The sequence below is a fragment of the Solibacillus sp. FSL W7-1324 genome, from assembly GCF_038008025.1.
In the GTDB taxonomy this organism is placed as follows: domain Bacteria; phylum Bacillota; class Bacilli; order Bacillales_A; family Planococcaceae; genus Solibacillus.
The window spans coordinates 1163653-1181959 of the sequence record NZ_JBBOYH010000001.1 but is presented as its reverse complement, the minus strand read 5'-3'; the positions used below and the strand labels follow the sequence as shown (position 1 = coordinate 1181959).

At 41.2% G+C, this 18307-nt stretch carries 19 protein-coding genes; 3 read left to right on the top strand and 16 right to left on the bottom strand.

Annotated features, from left to right (window positions below):
* Positions 1-19: 19 nt before the first annotated feature.
* The 5 genes from MKY71_RS05595 to MKY71_RS05575 are packed head-to-tail and all read right to left on the bottom strand — an operon-like array spanning position 20 to position 6001.
* Positions 20-1981, bottom strand: coding sequence for a TRAP transporter permease (locus MKY71_RS05595; protein WP_340731838.1), 1962 nt, complete (start codon positions 1979-1981; stop codon positions 20-22).
* 24 nt (positions 1982-2005) lie between these two features.
* Complete coding sequence (locus MKY71_RS05590; protein WP_340731837.1) at positions 2006-2965, bottom strand: TAXI family TRAP transporter solute-binding subunit; 960 nt, start codon at positions 2963-2965, stop codon at positions 2006-2008.
* A gap of 25 nt (positions 2966-2990) precedes the next feature.
* A complete protein-coding gene (locus MKY71_RS05585; protein WP_340731836.1) occupies positions 2991-3797 on the bottom strand; it encodes an enoyl-CoA hydratase/isomerase family protein in 807 nt (268 codons plus the stop codon).
* Positions 3798-3809: 12 nt separating this feature from the next.
* A complete protein-coding gene (locus tag MKY71_RS05580) occupies positions 3810-4862 on the bottom strand; it encodes an acyl-CoA dehydrogenase family protein (RefSeq protein WP_340731835.1) in 1053 nt (350 codons plus the stop codon).
* Entirely contained in the window at positions 4859-6001 is a 1143-nt protein-coding gene (locus tag MKY71_RS05575) for an acyl-CoA dehydrogenase family protein (protein ID WP_340731834.1), read from the bottom strand. Before MKY71_RS05575 ends, MKY71_RS05580 begins: the two co-directional genes overlap by 4 nt.
* 257 nt (positions 6002-6258) lie before the next feature.
* Between MKY71_RS05575 and MKY71_RS05570 the strand changes: the two genes are divergently transcribed.
* Both MKY71_RS05570 and MKY71_RS05565 read left to right on the top strand, forming a co-directional pair.
* On the top strand, positions 6259-6723 hold the full coding sequence (locus tag MKY71_RS05570; protein WP_339175693.1) for a hypothetical protein: 465 nt from the start codon (positions 6259-6261) through the stop codon (positions 6721-6723).
* Positions 6724-6788: 65 nt separating this feature from the next.
* The gene (locus MKY71_RS05565; RefSeq protein ID WP_339175692.1) at positions 6789-7595 is read left to right on the top strand and encodes an EcsC family protein; all 807 of its coding nucleotides are present in this window, start codon (positions 6789-6791) and stop codon (positions 7593-7595) included.
* 35 nt (positions 7596-7630) lie between these two features.
* Here MKY71_RS05565 and MKY71_RS05560 read toward each other — a convergent pair whose 3' ends face one another.
* The 3 genes from MKY71_RS05560 to MKY71_RS05550 all read right to left on the bottom strand — a co-directional run bounded on the left by MKY71_RS05560 (position 7631) and on the right by MKY71_RS05550 (position 10508).
* Positions 7631-8428, bottom strand: coding sequence for an MBL fold metallo-hydrolase (locus MKY71_RS05560; protein ID WP_340731833.1), 798 nt, complete (start codon positions 8426-8428; stop codon positions 7631-7633).
* A gap of 81 nt (positions 8429-8509) precedes the next feature.
* Positions 8510-9283 carry a DNA repair protein RecO gene (gene recO, locus MKY71_RS05555; RefSeq protein WP_008403126.1) on the bottom strand — a complete coding sequence of 258 codons (774 nt, stop codon included), beginning with the start codon at positions 9281-9283 and terminating at the stop codon, positions 8510-8512.
* 61 nt (positions 9284-9344) lie between these two features.
* Complete coding sequence (locus MKY71_RS05550) at positions 9345-10508, bottom strand: CapA family protein (RefSeq protein ID WP_340731832.1); 1164 nt, start codon at positions 10506-10508, stop codon at positions 9345-9347.
* 483 nt (positions 10509-10991) lie between these two features.
* Between MKY71_RS05550 and MKY71_RS05545 the strand changes: the two genes are divergently transcribed.
* Positions 10992-11165: a hypothetical protein gene (locus MKY71_RS05545; protein WP_340731831.1), complete on the top strand. Its 174-nt coding sequence runs from the start codon at positions 10992-10994 to the stop codon at positions 11163-11165.
* Positions 11166-11242: 77 nt separating this feature from the next.
* Here the strand turns inward: MKY71_RS05545 and era are convergent, their stop codons facing one another.
* The 8 genes from era to MKY71_RS05505 all read right to left on the bottom strand — a co-directional run bounded on the left by era (position 11243) and on the right by MKY71_RS05505 (position 18222).
* The gene (gene era / locus MKY71_RS05540; protein ID WP_340731830.1) at positions 11243-12157 is read right to left on the bottom strand and encodes a GTPase Era; all 915 of its coding nucleotides are present in this window, start codon (positions 12155-12157) and stop codon (positions 11243-11245) included.
* Entirely contained in the window at positions 12144-12551 is a 408-nt protein-coding gene (locus MKY71_RS05535) for a cytidine deaminase (protein ID WP_340731829.1), read from the bottom strand. Before MKY71_RS05535 ends, era begins: the two co-directional genes overlap by 14 nt.
* 26 nt (positions 12552-12577) lie before the next feature.
* Positions 12578-12928: a diacylglycerol kinase family protein gene (locus MKY71_RS05530; protein ID WP_340731828.1), complete on the bottom strand. Its 351-nt coding sequence runs from the start codon at positions 12926-12928 to the stop codon at positions 12578-12580.
* Positions 12915-13400 (bottom strand): rRNA maturation RNase YbeY, encoded by a 486-nt coding sequence (gene ybeY / locus MKY71_RS05525; RefSeq protein ID WP_339175685.1) that lies wholly within the window; start codon positions 13398-13400, stop codon positions 12915-12917. The genes MKY71_RS05530 and ybeY overlap by 14 nt, the downstream gene beginning before the upstream one ends.
* Positions 13401-13414: 14 nt before the next feature.
* Positions 13415-15529 carry an HD family phosphohydrolase gene (locus tag MKY71_RS05520; RefSeq protein WP_339175683.1) on the bottom strand — a complete coding sequence of 705 codons (2115 nt, stop codon included), beginning with the start codon at positions 15527-15529 and terminating at the stop codon, positions 13415-13417.
* A gap of 388 nt (positions 15530-15917) precedes the next feature.
* Entirely contained in the window at positions 15918-16877 is a 960-nt protein-coding gene (locus MKY71_RS05515; protein ID WP_008403135.1) for a PhoH family protein, read from the bottom strand.
* A gap of 2 nt (positions 16878-16879) precedes the next feature.
* Complete coding sequence (locus MKY71_RS05510) at positions 16880-17989, bottom strand: sporulation protein YqfD (protein ID WP_339175679.1); 1110 nt, start codon at positions 17987-17989, stop codon at positions 16880-16882.
* Positions 17986-18222 (bottom strand): hypothetical protein, encoded by a 237-nt coding sequence (locus tag MKY71_RS05505; RefSeq protein ID WP_008403137.1) that lies wholly within the window; start codon positions 18220-18222, stop codon positions 17986-17988. The genes MKY71_RS05510 and MKY71_RS05505 overlap by 4 nt, the downstream gene beginning before the upstream one ends.
* Positions 18223-18307: the final 85 nt, after the last annotated feature.

The window sequence follows — 18307 nt, the reverse complement described above, 5'->3', positions numbered from 1 at the left end:
CCCCATCACCTCAATTCTTCTACTCTTTTATTAATGACGGTTCTATACTCCGTTCCGGCTTTTTCAATACAATCTGTGTCGTAACGGCAATAGCAATGATTACTAGCGCAATCAGATTATAAATGAACGTCGTATCCATTAATGCAATACCTGCGCCGAAGAAGACAAGCCGCTCGATGAAATACGTATGGCGGAATAAATAGCCTTTAATGCCTGCTGCAATCGCCACACCACCAATACAAGCTGTCACCGCCGCAATAATATACTCACCGATCGTCCCGCCCGTTAGAAGGAGCGCCGGGTTAAAGATAAAGAAGAATGGTACAATAAAACCGATCAACCCGAGACGAACCGATTCAAACGATACTTTATTCGGAGATTCACCAGCGATCCCTGCTGCGGCATATGGTGCCAATGCTACAGGAGGAGTAATGCTTGATAAAGCGGCAAAGTAGAAGGCAAACATATGGGCTGCAATCGCCGGTACACCTAGTTGTGTTAAAATCGGCACAGAAATTGTTGCGACAATAATATATGCCGCTGTTGCCGGTATCCCCATTCCTAATACGATACTGATGACCGCTGTTAAAATTGCGGCAAGCATGACACTGTCACCAGCAAAACTTAAGACGTTGTTACCAATGATTAACCCGATACTTGTCAGCGTAATCGTCGCAATAACGATTCCTACGATAGCACAGGCAATCCCTACACTGATCGCTCCTTTGACCCCTTCCACAACCGAATCAATCACTGTTTTCAAATTCATGCGTGTATGTTTGCGAATGGCAGCTGTCGGCACGATTGAAAATAGCGCAAAGATCGCCGCATATAAAGGCGAATAACCTGCAAATAACATTATCAATAAAATGAATAAAGGAATTAATAAGTGCCCGCCATTTTTCAGAACTTGCATTGCTACCGGTATATTTTCTTTTGAAATGCCCGATAACCCCATTTTCTTCGCTTCAAAATGCACAATCATAAACAATGTTAAATAATAAAGGATTGCGGGTACGACCGCTGCCAGCATAACTACCGAATACGCTACCCCTAAATATTCAGCCATAATAAAGGCCGCTGCACCCATTACCGGTGGTGCAATTAAACCGCCTGTCGAAGCAACCGCCTCTACAGCACCGGCAAATTTTTTCGAATAACCTGCTTTTTTCATCATCGGAATCGTAACCGTACCCGTTGTGACAACATTACTTACAGCACTCCCGCTAATTGTCGCCATCAATCCACTCGCAAAAACGGCTACTTTTGCCGGTCCCCCGGCTGTTCGACCCGCGATTGTCAGGGCCAAGTCATTGATAAGGTCTGAAAATCCGCTATTTTTCAGAAAAGCACCAAATAGAACGAAGATAAAAATATATGTTGCGGATACACCTAGAGCCGTTCCGAAAATTCCTTGCCCGCCCCAGAACATAATATTGATGATTCGCTCAAGACTGAAACCGTAATGCCCTAAAATTCCCGGAATATAAGCGCCAAAGAAGTTGTAGGCAAGGAAAAACAGGGCGATTAATGTGAGCGCATTGCCGACAACCCGCCGTGCTGCCTCAAATAGTAATACGATGGCAATCCCGCCGACCCATAGATCAAGAACCGTATTTTCGCCTGCACGGTCACGAACTAAAATATCGTAGACAATAACAAAATAAACTGTTACGAAAATTGATAATGTAATGCAAATACTGTCAAACCAAGTAGGCAACTTTCTCGTCCCTACACTTTTCTTCGTAGCAGGATAATAAATAAAGCTGAATAAAAGCAAAAACCCTAAATGCCATGCCCGAAATTTTGTCGCTTCCATTACACCGATACTGCTCATATATATTTGGAAGATGGACCAGATGATCGCCACACAAATAACGATTTTTCCGAATAGCCCAACATAATTTCGCGAATTGATATTTTTATCTTCAAGGTCCATTAATTGCTGAATTTCATCTTTTTCAAGTCCTTTTTCTGTCATACCTTCCCCTCCTTGTACTTACTTTTAGTCGATGACGCCAATTTCACGATAGTAGCGCTCCGCTCCTGGATGCAACGGAATATCCGCCGTTCCCGCAACCGCGCTTTCTGGACTGAACTGCTTTGCAATACTGAATGATTTCTGCAGATAGTCCAAGTTTTCCCAAAGCTCTTTCGTTAACTGATAGACGGTTTCTTCTTTAACGCTTTCGTCAATTACGATCGTGCTGTACTGACCGACAGTTTGAATCGCTTCCGGCTGTTTATCGTATGTGTTTGGCTCGATCGTATAAGCAAAGTTCCAAGGATATTCTTCTACTAAATGGTCAATGGCGCTCTCTGAGAAACTTAAAACTCTTGACTCTACTGTTGAGATCAGTTCTGTCGCAGCAGCGGCCGGTACGCCTGTGTAAATATTGACCCCTTCCACCTGACCATTTCGCATTAAATCTGTCGCTTCTGTAAAGCCGACATAGTTTGCTTTTATATCTTTTTCTCCAATACCGTGTGCTTCAAGAACAAGGCGGGATTCCACTTCAGTCGCACTTCCCGCAGCTCCGAATACGAAGCTCGTTCCTTTAAGGTCTATAATCGAATTGTACTTCTCATCATCTTTCACAATAATATGGCTAATATTTGGATAGAGGTTTCCTAATATACGAACATCTCCATATTGCTTACCTTCGAAACTACCAACACCGTTGTAAGCTTCATAGGCAATGTTCACCGTCGTAAATGAAATATTCGCTTCACCTTTACGCATTAAATTCAAGTTTTCTATACTCCCATTCGATGCTTGTGAAGCGACACGCTTTTCCAGTTCATTTGTCCACATTGTAGAAATTCCTGCGCCAAGTGAATAGAAAACACCTGTTGTTGTACCAGTTGTAAAAATTAGCGGCTCCCCATAACGCTCAACATTACTTTGACACCCTGCCAGCAGCATAACAGCGATTGAAACGATTGCGAGAAATACTTTTTTCATCCGCGTCCCCCCATTTGCACATGTATTATTTGAAAACGGCTTTTCGTTTTTCTACGATTGCTTTGACCCCTTCTTCGTATGATGGCAATTCTGTTACTAAGCCCATTTTTGATGAAATATAGTCAAGTGACGAACGCAAGCTCATTGACTGGCTTTGATAAACTGCCCGCTTTATAATTTTGATTGTTTCAATTGGTCCATTCGCCAATTTTTCTGCATAACTTTGCGTGAAGCTTTCCAGTTCCTCATCATTTATAACAAACGTTACAAGACGCGCTTCCTTCGCTTCGTCTGCCGTTAGGACACGTGCCGTCCACAGCATGTCAAGCGCCTTATCGATGCCGACGAGGCGAGGTAAAAAGTAGGCACCGCCATCTCCTGGAACAATTCCAACATTAATATAGCTTTCCGAGAATTTTGCAGATTGTGCAGCAATTCGGATATCGCACATCAATGCCATATCAAGTCCTGCACCCATTGCAAAACCGTGCATCTGCGCAATGACCGGCTTATCGATTTCTTCAAGCAATAAAGGGACGCGCTGCACTTTTTTCCATAATGAATTTTTGCGGGCCAGCGCTGTTGATGTAATATCTTCTTCACTATGATAGAAACCCTTTCCTGCCACCATTGCTTTTATATCTCCGCCTGCACAGAATGCTTTGCCGTTCCCTTTTAAAATAACAGCCCGAATATCATCATTGTCGCGCACTTCCTCCAACGCTTTGATCCATGAAAGAATCATTTCTTCGCTAAATGCATTTAAACTTTCGGGACGGTTCAGTGTAATTGTTGCAATATGATTCTTTACTTCAAATAATAAATCCGCCATCATATTTCCTCCTTATGCATGTACATGCGTTTCTACTTGATCTGTAATGCTTTCCCACAAGTCCAGGTTTGTTTCCAGCAGTTGCTGTGCCAGCTGTTTTTTCCAGTATCGTGCCGTCAATTCCTCGTCACGCCAAGCCCATAAGCGACGTGTGTACTGATGGAGGCGATGTTCATGGGTCACACCGATTGCGGCATGAACCTGGTGAGCGGATGTTGCCACTGCACGGCTCGCATCATCCATTCGTATCCGCGCATACGCCACTTCATTTTCTTCTCGCCCGTCAGCTAATAAAGTTAGGATATTATTGACCGCCACTGTCATTAAGGTCTGTTCTCCGGCCATATTCGCCAAATGCTGCTGCACAAGCTGGAACCGGTGAATGGGTCGGCCAAACTGTTCCCGCTCTTTACTGAACTGAACGCTTAGCTGGAATGAGGTTGTGAGTGCGCCGCTCATTTTGCTGACAGATGCCGCTGTCACTAATTTTTTAAAGGCGTCATACTGCTTTTCGGTAATCGGCATTTTGTTAAGCGCTTTCATATTTTCGAATACGACTTCTGATCGTGGTTCAGCAGCCAGGTTTGTGCTGTTTTTCAGCACTGCATCCTTTAAATCGGCAACAACGATAAAGTGCTGTGAATCTTCCCGGGCAACCGTCACAATTTTTTCTGCATACTGTGCCCACCCGACATGTTTTAATGTTCCGGTTAGCATATCTCCGTTTAACTGCAGCGGGTTTGTAATGCTGTATGTCGTTAACTGCCCATTTCCTTTCAAGTCCACTTGCTGTAAAAAGAAATTGGCCAATGTATGTTCAATAAACGGAACTGGTGCCGCATATTTTCCAATAAGGAAATACAGTGCAAACAGGTCCTCTACATCTCCACCTGCCCCACCTTCCTCTTCGCTTACCGCTACATGATGCAGTTCATTTTCAAGCAGCAATTTCCAAACATCTTCAGCCCACTTATTTTCTTCCAAAAGATCGACTGTTTCCTTTTCGACTTTATCTTTAAAGATCTTTTCAACTACTTCTACGACCATCTCTTTAATTTCGCTCATTGTGCAATAACCCCCTTCGCTAAAATTCCATATAGAACTTCTGATGTTCCACCACGGATCGTAAAGCCAGGTGCATGTAAAATGGATTCAGCCAAATAACGTTCGACTCTATTATCACTTTGCAAGTTTGGATATACATCGATTAACAGACGAATGATCTCTGGTATTTTCTGTTCGAACTTTGTACCGATACTTTTTACGAGTGCTGCCGGTATCGCGACCTCTCCGCCTTCTTCCAATACCTTTGCAACTCCGATCGATAAGTTACGCAATGACCAAAGTTCTGCAACGAGCTTCGACGCTTCTTCCAGACCAACAAGATCTCTCTTAATCTTCAATTGTTCAATTGCCTCATTTAGCAGCGGGAATGTACTTAAAATCCGCTCAGGACCACTGCGTTCAAATGCAAGCTCTGCCAAACCTTGCTTCCACCCGTTGCCCAGTGTCCCCACTACCATCTCATCCGGAACAAATACATTATCCAGGTAGACATCGTTAAAATGCGGTTCACCTGTTAAATAACGGATAGGTGCAATTGTCACCCCTTCGCCTTTTAAATCGATGATGAATTGTGAAAGACCTTCATGTTTCTTTTCACCTAATGGCTCTGTACGAATAAGCGTTACCATGTAATGTGCATCATGTGCATTACTGGACCAAGTTTTTGCCCCGTTTACAATCCAGCCGCCTTCTACTTTTTCCGCACGTGTTGCAACAGAAGCCAAATCCGATCCACTGTTCGGCTCACTTAGTCCGATAGCAAAAAAGCATTCCCCTTTCACAATTTTCGGCAGGAAAAATTCCTTCTGATAATCTGTTCCAAAACGCAATAATAATGGCCCTGTCTGACGATCTGCAAACCAGTGGGCAGCTACCGGCGCCCCAAACGCCAGAAATTCTTCCGTTAAAATATAGCGGTCAATCGTACTGCGCTCACTTCCGCCATATTGTTTCGGCCATGTCATCCCGATCCACCCCTGCTCTGCCACCATTTTTGAAAAAGAAGGATCAGAACCGCTCAGCCAAGAATCACAGCGTGTTTCAAATGTGCCCTTTTCAATATGTTTTTTTAAAAAACTTCGTACTTCCTGTCTAAATTGTTTTTGTTCTTCTGTAAATTGTATATTCGGTAGATTCATAATTTAACCTCCAATTACGCATATTGTGTAACGACTTTCTAATAACGATATTATAAATTAGTTTTTTCTGAATTGTCAAAACTTTTGTACAATATCTTTGTTTAAAGCAGAAAAAATACGCATTAAAGAGAAATTAATATTTAACATCTAATAAAGGCTAAAATTCACAAAATAGTAATCTAAATTTTTAGATTATTTAGATAATTTATCTACGAATAAGTTATAATTTAAGAAATTAATAGATGGAGGGGGATTTTATGTTTTTTCAGGTAAAGGATACATCTAAATTACCTTTAGACACATTCGATAAAATTTCACATCTCGTAAAAGCAATACTCCAATATGAATGCCCTGAACACCGCGCACAGCACCACATCCTTTACACGGCAAATATGAAACTAGAAACGTATCGTGAAGCACAGTTGTTTTACAGAAAGTTTGACGATCCGAGCAATGCACTTGGCCGTTTGAGCCGTGAAGCTTATGAAATTGCAAACAAAAAATACAATCAATTGTTTACAATTATCCGGGGCTATATGCATTTAAGCGACGACAATAAGCGCGACCATTTTAATCATCATTTTCGCTTTTCCAAAGAAAAAATTGATGCGATGTTCACCCTTTTTGAACAAATGCACCATCATCAGCACTTAAAGCTTGAAGAAGAATTTTATGAACGGCTAAAAGAAGACCTTATCCCATTGCTGACACAATTCGAGTGACTAAGCTGAAACCTTTTTAACTATGGAACGTAAAATAAGGAACATGTCCATTGGGAGGGCGATTCATGGAAACTCAACAGCAGCTGGAAAACCACTTATTAACAATCCAGCAATGGGAAAAGGATCAAAGCGGATTATGGTTTTGGGAAAAAATCGGCCGCATCCCTTTTAAAATACTCGATAAATTAACACCGAAATTCATACAGGAGAAACTTTCCGTCTTGATCGACGAACTGGTGAGCTATGTCCAAACAGGTGGAAAATATTTAGTAAGCGAAAAGTCAATGATGCGTCATATTCAAAAACATACGTTGCATTCGGTTTCGACTTTGGAGGATATTGGACAAATGCCAATTGAAGATATGGTGGAACTGAGTGAGAAACTGCAGAAAAACCGTGCAAAAGTAGCGACTGTACAAGGAGCGTCAACCGGCTTTGGCGGTGTGTTTACATTGGCACTCGATATCCCAGTTATTCTTGGAATTGCGTTAAAAACATTGCAGGAAATCGCCATGATCCATGGCTATGATCCAAATGAAAAAGCCGAGCGTATTTTCATCGTAAAATGTCTGCAGTTTGCCTCTTCGGATGTAGTCGGCAAAGAAGCGATACTAAATGAGCTGGCACAACATTATGAAAAACCTAACGCTGCAGAAAATATGGTTTCCCAGCTGCAAGGCTGGCAGGAAGTCTTCTTTACGTACCGCGATAACTTCGGTATGAAGAAGCTCTTTCAAATGATTCCTGTAGCCGGTATGATTTTCGGTGCCTTTATTAATAAGTCATTGATTGAAGATATTGCCGAGGCAGGCATGATGCTATACCGTAAGCGAAGAGTGCTGGAACGGATGAATGAACTGGCAAACAGCTAATTCCCCACAAAAATAGCCAAGGATTTTAGTATGATCTAAATCCTATGGCTATTTTTTACCGTTTCTTTATTTAATTTATGCATATCTTTTAAACCTTTATAAAACGGATAAAGCTTTTGCAATTCTGTTTCATCTACACAGTCGGCTGATAAATTATTTAAATATAATAAAGACTCATCAATACGTTTTTGAATTTCATTTTTGTTATTCGTCGTTGTCCCATGTCCCGGCACGAGAACTTCAATTTTTTTGTGTGAAATAATTGTCTGTACCTTTTGAATGGTCGCCAAATACGCTTCGTAATCTTCGATAAAAGGAAACTCGACATTCGATAAATAATCCCCTGCCAATAAAATCCCGTACGGCTCCACAACTGTAAATAAGCCATCTGCCGTATGTCCTGGCGATCGATAAAAGCTACATGTAACGTCCTGCAGCTCAACTGTTTGGCCATCTTCTTTTATTACGATATCGATCTGGGGATAAATAACAGGATAATCCCTTTCGATATAGTATTGCGCATCAAACTGACGGATTTGTTCCAATACCTCTTCTTTGTTTATTTTATTCACAAAGGCTTCACTGGCGATAGTAGTCGCATTCGGGAAGGCCCCTGCAGCAATAATATGATCATAATCACTATGTGTGTAAATAATATATAATTTCCGATCTTCAATAACCGACTCGATATAAGCTTTTATTTCGGCAACTTCATTCGGCAGCCAGTTAGGGTCCGTAACAATTAAAGCATCCTTTGTTTTAACTACCGCTGATGTCGTTTGATATAACACACTTTGAAAAACGGTTAGCTGCTCATTTTCAAATTGGCGCAATATTTCCCCTCCTCAATAGAACAAAGCGAGTCTGCGCAATTCTACGCAATTTCGACTCGCTTTATTTCCTAGGCAATAATTTTATTCTTCTTCCTTCTTTTCACGCTGCAGTAACGGTGTACGCTCCAATTGCTCGATGAAGTTGCGTGATTTCAGACGGATTCCTGTTTGCTCTTCATAGATTGTCGTGACAATTTTTTTTATAAATTGTTTCGTTTGCGGTTTTAACTCCAGCTTGCCGACTTGTTCAATCGGCACTGTATAAAACATGCGAATCAGCTTAAGCTGCGTTGGTGACAACCGAATAATATACGGATCCAAATGGAAACAACGATGACAGATAAATCCGCCTTGCGTGAATGAAAATGCAAATTCCCCATCAACGGCTCCACACCCTGCACATGCATGCAAAATCGGCTGGATCCCTGCAAACGGGAGCATTTTCCAATCCACAAATAATGTAATTGCTTCAGGATCATACCCTTCTTCAATAGCATTCAATGCCTGTATTAATATATCAAAAGCATACGGTTCCGGTCGTCCTTCTTCAACGAGGCGATCCACAATTTCCACGATATAGCTTGCATAGGCTGTCGCCACAATATCCGTTTGTATATGACGCATCGAATTGAAATGTTCCCCTTGCTGCAATGTCCCCATGCCTGATGTTCGCTGGACTAAAAACGAGCCATGCATAAATGTTTGTGTTACACCTGCCAGACGACTCGTCGGCTTTTTCGCTCCACGTGCCATACACGCAACTTTACCGGCTTCACGTGTCATAAGGGTCACGATTTTATTGGACTCACCATAAGCACGCGCCTTTAAAACGATGCCTTCCCATTTATGTAGCATCTGTTGCACATCCTTCTATTTCTTTCGTAACTCTATTATACCGCACTATCAATAGAAAAGTTTAATAAACGGTTACAGATTGTCCCATGATTTTCTTTACCCATTGCAGATTTTTTACAGAGCGCTGTTCCACATCTTTTAATGGATAGACCCGATAAATTCCGTCTGCATCCTTTAATACAGACGTGGCATAAAGCTCAGGTTTATCTATCGTAATCCGGTCGCCTTCCTTTGTAATATCAAGGCTTGCAATCCCGCCAATCATCGTGTTTGGTATTGTTAAGATAGTCGAAAAGAAATTACCGAGCGAATAAAAAATATGCGTTTCCTGCCCCTGTTCATTGGTCAGCTTGTCATATGGCTGGAGTACATGCGGGTGAGTCCCGAATATAATATCACCACCTGCTTTATTTAATATATTCGCATAATATTTTTGATTGTCATCCGCTGCATAAACATATTCTGATCCCCAGTGCATCGAGACTGCTACGACGTCGACCGATTTTTTTAATTCCTCGACATCCGCTTTGATCTTTGCTTCGTCGATATAATTAATGAGCAATGGTGATTCCTTCGGTAAATAAAGTCCATTTGTTCCATACGTATAGGCAAGCAGTCCAATTTTTATCGATCCGATTTCGATAATGCGTTGTGCTGACTGATCCTCTTTATTTTTATAAGCTCCGACATATGGCATATGATAGTCTTCCAGGTTATTGAAGACCGTACGTATACCACTTTCACCTTGGTCGACGATATGATTATTGGCTATCGTCACCAAATCCACCCCTGCATGCTGGAGATCGCGAATAATATGGGCTGGACTCGAAAAGCGCGGATAGCCGCTTAATGGATACTCATTGCCGACAGGTGGCGATTCCTGATTGGCAATCAGAAAATCATAGCTTTGCATCTTCGGCACCACCGCTGCAAAAGATGAAGTATAATCATCATATTTCGCAAGCCTTAAATGCAGCAAAATATCACCTGTCATTGCAAGACGAATCGATTCCTTGGTGACTTGTTCCTTAGGTTTGCTGATCGGTTTGTCAGTTTCATTTAGATCATTCTCTGACTTTATTTCAGGTGGGTTGTTTTCCTCGGTAGTCATTTGACCTTCTGCGACTAATATTGGTGGGTCCTGATCCGCAGTCGCAATGACAATAAATAGTAAAGCGAGTGATACCGTCCATAGTGCCAATAAAAATTTATTTAATTTATTCAATGTTTCACCTGCTAACTTCTGTTAAATATTCCCTTATTAAATGGTAGCAGAACATTCGCTATAATCAAGAATAATGTTGTTATCGGGTGGGAGAATTTATTTGACTCGTTGTTGAGGTTTGGAGAAAGTTTAGTGGTAAAAGTAGAAGGTTTTGGCTTGGAAGTAGAATCTTTTCATTGGAAAGTGGGACGCGCTTTCTTTATTCGCCAATTCAATGAGCGATGTAGAATATTTCATGGCGAAAGTAGAACCTCCCTGCCCAAAAGTAGAACCTTATCATCCTAATGTGGAACAATACTCACGAAATGTGGAACGTGCTTACCTTATTCACCAATCCAATGAAGAATGTAGAATATTTCGTGGCGAAAGTAGAATCTCTCTGCCCTAAAGTAGAACTATTTCTCCGTAATGTGGAACAATACTCACGAAATGTAGAACACGCCTACCTTATTTGCCAAACAAATAGAAAATGGAGAATATTTCATGGCAAAAGTAGAACCTCCCTGCCCGAAAGTAGAACCTTTTCATCCTAATGTGGAACAACACGCATGGAATGTAGAACACGCCTACCTTATTCGCCACTTCAATGAGGGATGGAGAATATTTCGTGGCGAAAGTAGAACCTTCCTGCCCGAAAGTAGAACCTTTTCACCATAATGTGGAACAATACGCACGAAAAGTAGAACATTAAAAAGCACCCATTTTCCTTAAGAAAATGGGTGCTTCGCTACATCTTAATATTCGTCTTCTCTAAATCCGAAGTCGCGTAAATGTGTTTGCTTGTTACGCCAATCTTTTTGAACTTTTACCCAAAGCTCTAAGTATACTTTTGAGCCTAATAGCATTTCAATATCTTGGCGGGCACGGGAGCCGACTTCTTTTAAAAGGGCGCCGCGTTTGCCGATAACAATCCCTTTTTGTGAATCGCGTTCTACCATGATCGTTGCCTGAACATGTATCATATTTTCTTTTTCTTCATGTGGCTTAATGCGCTCAATGACAACCGCAATTGAATGCGGAATTTCTTCACGAGTTAAGTGCAATACCTTTTCACGGATCAACTCAGAAATAATGAATCGTTCCGGGTGGTCTGTTACTTGATCTGCCGGGTAATATTGAGGCCCTTCCGGTAAATACTTTTCGATTGTCGTTAATAAGTTTTCTACGTTGTTGCCCTGTAATGCTGAAATTGGAATAATTTCCGCAAAGTCATACTTATCTTTATACGAATCAATGATTTTTACCAGTTCATCCGGGTGCACTAAATCGATTTTGTTGATGATTAAAAATACCGGTGTTTTATTGCCTTCCAGCAGTTCGATGATGAATTCGTCACCTTTTCCGATCGCTTGTTCAGCATTCACCATAAACATGATTACATCGACTTCACGCAATGCGTTGCGTGAAGTTTTCAGCATAAATTCGCCTAATTTATGTTTCGGCTTATGAATGCCCGGTGTATCGATGAAAATCGTTTGAGAGTTTTGTTGTGTTAATACACCTTGTACTTTATTACGTGTCGTTTGTGGTTTGTCTGACATAATCGCAATTTTTTGGCCGATTACTCGGTTTAAAAATGTCGATTTGCCCACATTAGGACGACCTACAATCGAGACGAAGCCCGATTTGTATCCTTTATTTTCCTGCATTTTTCATATCCTCCGTATTAAATGCACCCGGGATCAGCTCAGCTACTGTTGTTTGTTGAACGTCACCATTCATATTCGTTAAGTAGACGGGCATATCCGGAGCACAAAATTCACTCATTACTTGTCGACAAGCTCCGCATGGGGAACATGGACCCGGTGTATCTGCTACGACCGCCAGCGCTTTAAATTTCATATTGCCTTCTGACACTGCTTTGAAAAACGCCGTACGTTCTGCGCAGTTTGTCATGCTGTAGCCTGCATTCTCAATATTGCAGCCGTTGTATACTGTACCATCTTCAGCTAGTAAAGCCGCACCTACTTTAAATTTCGAGTAAGGTACATAAGCAAATTCACGTGCAATTTTAGATTGTTCCATTAATTGTTCCATGTTCATAATTTGGTTCCCCCAAAACATTATTTTTAAAACCATTTTGGTAAAAATATGAGTAGTCCGATTATAACACTTGCGAGCGCAAAAACAAGTACGGCCCCTGCCGCGACATCCTTTGCCTGCTTGGCGAGCGGATGAATTTCAGGAGATGCCAGGTCCACTACACGCTCGATTGCCGTGTTGATCAATTCGGCTCCTATGACAAAAGCGATGACGAAAATGATGATGCACCATTCGACGATCGATAGCCCTGTCAACAAGCCTGCCATTATGACAATGATGGCACTCGCTATGTGAAATCTGAAATTCTGTTCATGTAAAGCCGTAAACAGTCCTTCCATTGCATAACGAAAAGAACGAAAAAATTTACGGACGTTCATTCATATCACGACCTAGGCCGTATGACTGTAAAATCGTATCTTGCTTCCCGAACATGACTTTTTCATCTTCCGGTGTCATATGATCATAGCCTAGCAGGTGCAGAAAGCCATGGACAGCCAAGAAGCCAAGCTCACGTTCAAATGTATGGCCATATTCGGCTGCCTGTTCACGTGTGCGGTCTGTCGAGATAATAATATCCCCTAAAACACGCGGAATCCCTTCACCGATAATTTGCAATTCCCCTTCACCCATTTCTTCCATTGCAAAAGAAATGACATCAGTAGGCTGGTCTTTATCACGGTATTCACGGTTAATTTCGTGGATTGCTTCATTTGTCACAAACGTAACCGACACTTCCGAGCCATCCTCGATTCCTTCCTGCTCCGCTGCATGCTGCAGTAATTTTTCCACTAGTTCCAAGTGGTCTTCTTTCACTTCATTTGTTTCATCTAAAAAATCAATTAATAACATGTTGTTCCCTCCTACTATTCCTTTGGATATTCAATACGCGAGTGGAACGTTCCATTCAATGTTTCACATAATACGTCTTCTATCTTTTTCAGTTCTTTTAATGAAATATCACATTCGTCAAACTGGTCATCCTGTACACGATCCTGAATAATCGATTGCACAAGCTTCTGTATTTTCTCAGCATTCGGCTGCTGCATCGAACGGACTGCCGCTTCCACACTATCCGCAATACTAATGATTGCCGCTTCTTTCGTCTGTGGCTTTGGACCCGGGTATCGGAATATACTTTCGTCCAATTCTTTCCCTTCTTCCTTCGCCTTAAACAAAAAGAATTTCAATGTGCTTGTCCCGTGATGCTGTAGACAAATATCTATGATTTCCTGCGGCATTTTATGCTTGCGCAAGAGCTCTGCCCCGTCTGTAGTATGCGCAATAATAATTTCCGCACTACTTTCGGGTGCCATCGTATCATGAGGATTTGTCCCCATTTGGTTTTCTATGAAAAATAGAGGTCTTCGCGTTTTCCCTACATCATGATAATAGCAGCCGACTCTTGCCAGCAAGCCATCCGCCCCGATTGCTTCACATGCCGCTTCAGCCAGATTCGCAACCATTATACTATGATGATACGTACCAGGTGTTTCCGTCAAAATTTTCTTCAGCAGCGGGTGGTTCGGATTCGATAATTCAATCAGACGCACGACCGATAAAAGTCCGAATGCCGATTCAAAGTAAGGAAGCAGCCCCATCATTAAAGCACCGGATAATAACCCGGAAATAATTGCTGCAGCAACGTAAAATGCAACTTCCTTCATTCCGTAACCTGATTGTCCCATTAAAATATAAAATGCGATAAATACAATGTTCACAAGGATTACAATACCAACCGCCTGTAAAATATCTGTCCGTTTTTCCAGACTGCGCATGAATATAATCGATGCGAATCCGCCAAATAAAATGTAAAGCGCTGTATCCATCTGTAAAATACCGGATAACCCTTCATGAAAGATGATCCCTGCAGATGCAGCCGTAATGATCGTCACAATACTCGCGGTACGGTCATTGGCCAGTACGCGGACAAGCATTGTCGCTAACGCTGACGGGAAAATGAAGGCAATCATCAAATCAAAATTCGTTGAAATGAGCGCGATCAGTTTCATCATGATTAACGCAATTGCATACACAATAATTGTCACGAGCAGTTCATTGCGTTTTGAAGCAATGTCTTTTTCCGAACGGTCAAACAAAACAAACAGGAATGACATTTGCAGTAAAATCAAAATAATCAGTCCGGCAATCGGTTTAATCGATTCCTCACTGTCCAGCATTCCTAACAAATCAAGCTGGCGGTATATTTCGCGGGTAATAACTTCGCCTTCCTGGACAATAATCTGTCCTTGCAAAATACGTGTCGGCTCCACCGCTTCCTTTGCCTGCTGTCTGGCAATCTCTGTTTTTTCACTATCAAGCACTTCAGTTTCAACAATAGCTGCACGACCAATGACGATTGCCACACTCATTAACCCCTCGGATATTGAGGGCTGCTGGCGAATCTTGCTTTCCAGTTCGTTTCGGTATGGCAGCAAGCTCTCCTTACGAAGTGGATAATTTAAGTTTACTTCTACCAATGTCGCCAATGCATCACGTGCAGATTCAAGATTTGCCTGTGGTGCACTTAAGACATTCACCAACTGTGCATCCGATAAAATCAGATTTTGCTGGTTATCAAAAATATCTTTTAATGCTGAACGCAGCATTTTAATTTGTTCAGCTTGCGGGATTTCTTCCTCCGCTTTTGCAATCTCACTCTTCACGTCCAAAGCAATGTCAAAAATGGTCGTCACAAAAGTTGCACGCTGACTTGGAACTTCATCTTTATATATGTATACAGGATCTACGGCCTTCTCCGCATTTTCCCTTTCTATTTCAGTCTTTACGGTATCCTCCACTGTTTTCGTAGAACGGATCGTTTCCGGTGATAATTCAGTTAGCTGGATATCATATGTAACGCCACGAACATTATCAATCATCAGGAAAAACTGCAGAAGTGCAGTAGCCGCAAGTATGATGACTAACAGTGCGCGAAAGCTGATTAGTTGGATGAGCTTGTTAAATCTTTCTATGATCATGCACCTCCCTTTGTTTCTATGTTCATTTTATCAAATTTATATGTTTGGTGTTACGAAAAGTACGTATGTTTTTCAAATAAAGTTTAACTTCAATCTGTGGGGGGGGTTTTATCCCCACTGATTGTTAGTTTAACCAATCGGGCTTTTACGGGTAGTTGACCACAATCTCTGTTTTATGCCAAAGCTGGAAGTCTTACTTCTGGCGCTAAATAATTAATTCAAAAGTTAAATTACTACCCGTTAATGCGGGATAAATGTCTTTATACCAATGAACATTGTCACGAATTCCTCCTTTTAGTTTATATACGTAAATTTTTCCAATAAGTTTCATGCCATTTTTCCCAATAAAAAAACTTTCAACCTTACAATAAAGTTGAAAGTTTCCTTTTTATAATTCCTGCTCTGTGTAAGCCTGGATGACTCTCGCTACTAATGGGTGACGGACTACATCACCTTGTTCAAGTATTTGGAAATGAATGTCTTTTACATAGCGTAATGTACGCTCCGCAATAATAAGACCGGATTCCGTATTTTTAGGTAAATCAATTTGTGTTTTATCGCCTGTAATGACCATTTTCGAACCAAAGCCTAAACGCGTTAAGAACATCTTCATTTGCTGATGTGTTGTGTTTTGGGCTTCGTCTAAAATGACAAACGCATCATCCAATGTACGGCCACGCATGTACGCTAACGGCGCGATTTCAATCGTCCCGCGCTCAATTAGGCGCTGCGTCTGTTCCTGTCCATAAATATCATGCAAGGCGTCATAAAGCGGACGCAAATACGGATCGACTTTTTCCTTCAAATCCCCCGGCAAAAACCCTAACGACTCGCCTGCTTCAACGGCAGGGCGTGTTAAAATAATACGCTTTACATGACCATTTTTTAATGCCTGTGTAGCCATCACAACCGCTAAATATGTTTTACCGGTTCCGGCTGGTCCAATTCCGAATATCAGGTCTTTATGACGGATTGCCCGGATGTACTCACGCTGACCGATCGTTTTTGCACGGATGGGCTTGCCTTTTGTATTGCGCGCAATTTCTTCATCATATAGTTCTGCATAATATTCAATTGTGCCTTTACTGGCCATCTCAATGGCTGTTGACACATCACGCTGATCGATATTAATATTTTTTCGAATAACTTTCAATAACGCTTCCAAAACTGCATATGCCTGATTTTTCTTTTCTAAATCATCGCCTGCAATTTGTATGACTTCCCCACGCGTAATAATTTGTACGCTATAAGTTTCTTCAATCAATGTTATATTTGCATCTGACATTCCTAAAAGCATTACAGCTTCATTTGGATTGTCGATTTGGAGCTCAACATATTTTTCTGACATACTCATTCTCCTTGGTGAATTGGATGTGGTTGTGCGATATTTTCATTTATTAAATACAAGACTTTCCCTTTAACTGTATCATCATCACTGTAGACGTGCAAAAGTTTTTCTGCTTTAATGGCGGTTTCAAGCGGTAATGAAGAAATCATCTTTTCATGCAGTAATGGCAAGATAATTGTTTCTACATCCTTTTCACTTATCTTTTCCTTTTTTTTATGGAACATTCGATAAGGTTTATACGTCACAACGGACTTCAAAGGTTCAATAGACATCTGTTCAATCGCTGTACCGATTTTCTCCCAATTCACATCATACTTCCAGCCATGGTCATCCAATACTTCGATTTCGATTGATTTAGGAACGGAAAACGATGTTTCAAGCCAGTAATCCACAAACACTTCGCCTTCAGCACCGATAACAATTTCCTTTTCACCATGCTGCAGCACGCCTGAAACGAGAATATCTCCTTTGTAGACCGTCATATTTTGCTCAACTTGACGAACACCGCGTTCAATTTGGAAATGAGTGACGACACCGCTGTTGTTCGCAACGAGATGCTGGTTTTTGTTCACTTTTGGAACCTGCTCAATCTTTGGCGCCAATTGCGGATTAATCGTAATTTTACTTCCGTTTTTCATAATATGTACCCATGAAAACTCCCGAAACTCCTTCATCATCGTCTGTCGGATCTCATTATCGGATAAAAATGTTTTTTTCGGTACAGGAAACTTTACGCCCATCTCCTTATGCAAATACTGCGCCACTTCATCTTCCAGTTCAATCGTGGTGGCTTCAACTTCAACTTCCCATACAAAGCGTGAAAGTATAATTGGCAGGATAATTAACATGATGATACCAATGGCCGTAACCATATCTTTTTGCAGAATTTTCTCCGGCTCGCTGTAACGGATTGTAATTTTTACTTTCGCTTTTTTTCTTAGTCTGCGCAGTAATGACAAATTACTATGCGCCACTTGGAAAGTTATTTCGCTCTGTTTAAAAGTCAAATTAAAAACACGGATTTTATGCTCTTTCAGCAGCATAATAAAAGTACTTGCTTCTTTTGATTGCTTTAGTTTGATTGTTATGAGCTTTTTATAGGATTTACTCATTTTGCATTCCGCTCAATCGTAAGCTTCTGCAGATTTTTACATTGAATTAAAAACCCTTCTTCGAATAAATGCTGGACTTCCACTTCCCCTGCATGAACGTACATCGTAAAATCCTTTGTCGTACAATTATATTCGGTCGGGGTTACATCACCTATCGTATAGGAACCATCATAGCGGATATCCATAAAAGAGGTGATTTGCAATTTATTGTTTTTAGGAAATAAATTTTTCAATAAAAGCCTCCTTTTTACGTCACTATATGCTCGGAAAAAAGAAGGCATGTATAGATTATTTAATACCACTTTAACTAACAATCAA

Excerpts from the sequence above, each read along its gene's own strand:
- MKY71_RS05595 (WP_340731838.1), bottom strand. The coding sequence starts at position 1,981 with ATGACAGAAAAAGGACTTGAAAAAGATGAAATTCAGCAATTAATGGAC.
- MKY71_RS05590 (WP_340731837.1), bottom strand. The coding sequence starts at position 2,965 with ATGAAAAAAGTATTTCTCGCAATCGTTTCAATCGCTGTTATGCTGCTG.
- MKY71_RS05585 (WP_340731836.1), bottom strand. The coding sequence starts at position 3,797 with ATGGCGGATTTATTATTTGAAGTAAAGAATCATATTGCAACAATTACA.
- MKY71_RS05580 (WP_340731835.1), bottom strand. The coding sequence starts at position 4,862 with ATGAGCGAAATTAAAGAGATGGTCGTAGAAGTAGTTGAAAAGATCTTT.
- MKY71_RS05575 (WP_340731834.1), bottom strand. The coding sequence starts at position 6,001 with ATGAATCTACCGAATATACAATTTACAGAAGAACAAAAACAATTTAGA.
- MKY71_RS05570 (WP_339175693.1), top strand. The coding sequence starts at position 6,259 with ATGTTTTTTCAGGTAAAGGATACATCTAAATTACCTTTAGACACATTC.
- MKY71_RS05565 (WP_339175692.1), top strand. The coding sequence starts at position 6,789 with ATGGAAACTCAACAGCAGCTGGAAAACCACTTATTAACAATCCAGCAA.
- recO (WP_008403126.1), bottom strand. The coding sequence starts at position 9,283 with ATGCTACATAAATGGGAAGGCATCGTTTTAAAGGCGCGTGCTTATGGT.
- MKY71_RS05545 (WP_340731831.1), top strand. The coding sequence starts at position 10,992 with ATGGCAAAAGTAGAACCTCCCTGCCCGAAAGTAGAACCTTTTCATCCT.
- era (WP_340731830.1), bottom strand. The coding sequence starts at position 12,157 with ATGCAGGAAAATAAAGGATACAAATCGGGCTTCGTCTCGATTGTAGGT.
- MKY71_RS05535 (WP_340731829.1), bottom strand. The coding sequence starts at position 12,551 with ATGAACATGGAACAATTAATGGAACAATCTAAAATTGCACGTGAATTT.
- MKY71_RS05530 (WP_340731828.1), bottom strand. The coding sequence starts at position 12,928 with ATGAACGTCCGTAAATTTTTTCGTTCTTTTCGTTATGCAATGGAAGGA.
- ybeY (WP_339175685.1), bottom strand. The coding sequence starts at position 13,400 with ATGTTATTAATTGATTTTTTAGATGAAACAAATGAAGTGAAAGAAGAC.
- MKY71_RS05520 (WP_339175683.1), bottom strand. The coding sequence starts at position 15,529 with ATGATCATAGAAAGATTTAACAAGCTCATCCAACTAATCAGCTTTCGC.
- MKY71_RS05515 (WP_008403135.1), bottom strand. The coding sequence starts at position 16,877 with ATGTCAGAAAAATATGTTGAGCTCCAAATCGACAATCCAAATGAAGCT.
- MKY71_RS05510 (WP_339175679.1), bottom strand. The coding sequence starts at position 17,989 with ATGAGTAAATCCTATAAAAAGCTCATAACAATCAAACTAAAGCAATCA.